The following is a 2,112-nucleotide window of genomic DNA, read 5'->3' as shown; positions in this document are numbered from 1 at the left end:
TACCGCGGACGCGCAGCCCCGTGCGGTCGAGGCGGACGGGTCGGGAACGACCTCGGGACGGGGCATGGCGGGGTCCTCGGGCAGCGGTGGTCGGGACGGCGCCGACCCTGGCGGCGACGTCTTGACCGGCGCTTGCGGGCGACTTGCGGACGCCGGCCGTGCAGGGACCCCTCCCCCCGGGGCCGGGGACCTGGGAGGGTGCCGTCCCGTGCGGTACCGAGTCCTCGGACCCCTCGAGGTCACGGGCCCCGACGGCCGGCCCCTCGACGTGGGCGGCGCCAAGCCCCGGGCGCTGCTGGCCCTGCTGCTCGCCGAGGCCGGCCGGGTGGTGTCGGTCGACCGCATCGTGACCACCCTCTGGGGCGACGAGCCACCGCCCACGGTCACCGGCACCCTGCAGGCCTACGTCTCCCACCTGCGCCGCGTCCTGGAGCCCGAGCGCGGGCCGCGGCAGGCCGCCCGCGTCCTGCTCACCCGCGCGCCCGGCTACCTCGTGCAGGTCGAGGCCGCCGACCTCGACAGCCTGCGCTTCGCCGCGCTCGTCGAGGACGGCGACCGCGCCCTCGGCGCCGGCGACCCGGCCCGCGCGGTGTCCGTCCTCGACCGCGCGCTGGACCTGTGGCGCGGCGAGCCGCTGCCCGAGCTGGGCGACGGCCCGGGTGCCGCCGAGCGGCTGCGGCTGGCCGAGCTGCACGTGCACGCCCGCGAGCGCCGCGCCGAGGCGCTGACCGCGGTGGGCCGCGCCGACGCCGCCGTCCCGGAGCTGCAGCGCCTGGTGGCCGAGCACCCGCTGCGCGAGCGGCTGTGGGCGCGGCTGGTCACCGCCCTGTACGCCGCCGACCGGCAGGCCGACGCCCTCGACGCGCTGCGCCGCTGCACCGCGCTGCTGCGCGACGAGCTGGGCATCGACCCCGGCCCCGAGCTGCGCGACCTCGAGCAGGCGGTGCTGCGGCAGGACCCGGGTCTGACCCGCCGCGCGCCGCGGCCGGTGCTGTCGGCGGCGCCCCCGCCGGCTCCCGCGGCGCTCGCGGTCACCGACGACGCGACGCTCGTCGGCCGCGGTGACGAGCTGGGCCGGCTGCGGGCGGTCGCCGAGCAGGCCGCCGCCGGCCGGGCCGCCGTCGTCGTCCTGGGCGGGGAGGCCGGCATCGGCAAGACCCGGCTGGCCGAGGCCGTGGCCGTGATGAGCCGCGCCGCCGGCTGGTCGGTGGCCGAGGGCCGCTGCGCCGACGACGGCGGTGCCCCGCCGCTGTGGCCGTGGACGCAGGTGCTCGAGCAGCTCGGCCAGGACCCGGTCGCGCCCGCGGACGGCGGGACCGACGCCGACGCCGCCCGCTTCCGGCTGTTCCAGGACCTGCGCGCCCGGCTGGTCGCCGCCACCGCCGCCCGCCCGGCACTGGTCGTGCTGGAGGACCTGCAGGGCGCCGACGCCACCTCGGTCCAGCTGCTCGGCCTGCTGGCCCGCCACCTGCCGCGGGTGCCGCTGCTGGTGCTCGTCACGGTGCGCGACGTCGGCGAGGACCTGCCCGCCGCGGTCGCCGACGGCCTGGCCCGGCTGGCCCGCGAGCCCGCCGTCACCACCCTGACGCTGGGCGGCCTGGACGCCGACGACGTCGGCCGGCTGCTCGCCGCGCAGCCCGGGGCGGCCGGCGACCCGGCGCTGGCCGCGGCCGTGCACGACCGCACCGCGGGCAACCCCTTCTTCGTCGTCGAGCTGTCGCGGTGGATGCGCGGTGCCGGCGACCTGGCCCGGGTGCCGGTGCCGCCGTCGGTGGTCGAGGTGCTGCGCACCCGGCTGGCCCGGCTGCCCGCGGGCGCCCGCCCCGTGCTGGAGCTGGCCGCCCTGGCCGGCCGCGAGGTCACCCTCGACCTGCTGGAGGCCGCCGGGGAGCCGGCCGACACGGCGCTCGGCGCGCTGGACGCCGCGGTCGCCGCCGGCCTCCTCACCGAGGGCGGCGCCCCCTGGAGCTGGCGGTTCCCGCACGCCCTCGTGCAGGAGGTGCTCGCCGACGACCTGCCGGCGCTGCGGCGGGCCCAGCTGCACGCCCGGCTGGCCGCCGCGCTCGAGCAGCGCGCACCCGGCGGCCGCGCCGACGACGCCCTGGTCGAGCG

General features: G+C 80.5%; 1 protein-coding gene. It reads left to right on the top strand.

Translation table 11 applies throughout. The features are described from left to right. Positions 1–208: 208 nt before the first annotated feature. A partial coding sequence (locus ABQ292_RS26375; RefSeq protein WP_369210666.1) for an ATP-binding protein occupies positions 209–2,112 on the top strand: 1,904 nt, incomplete at its 3' end.

It is taken from the genome of Geodermatophilus maliterrae (assembly GCF_041018925.1).
Lineage (GTDB): Bacteria > Actinomycetota > Actinomycetes > Mycobacteriales > Geodermatophilaceae > Geodermatophilus > Geodermatophilus maliterrae.
Note: the sequence above shows the minus strand (reverse complement) of the source record. Positions and strands in the feature narration are given on the sequence as shown.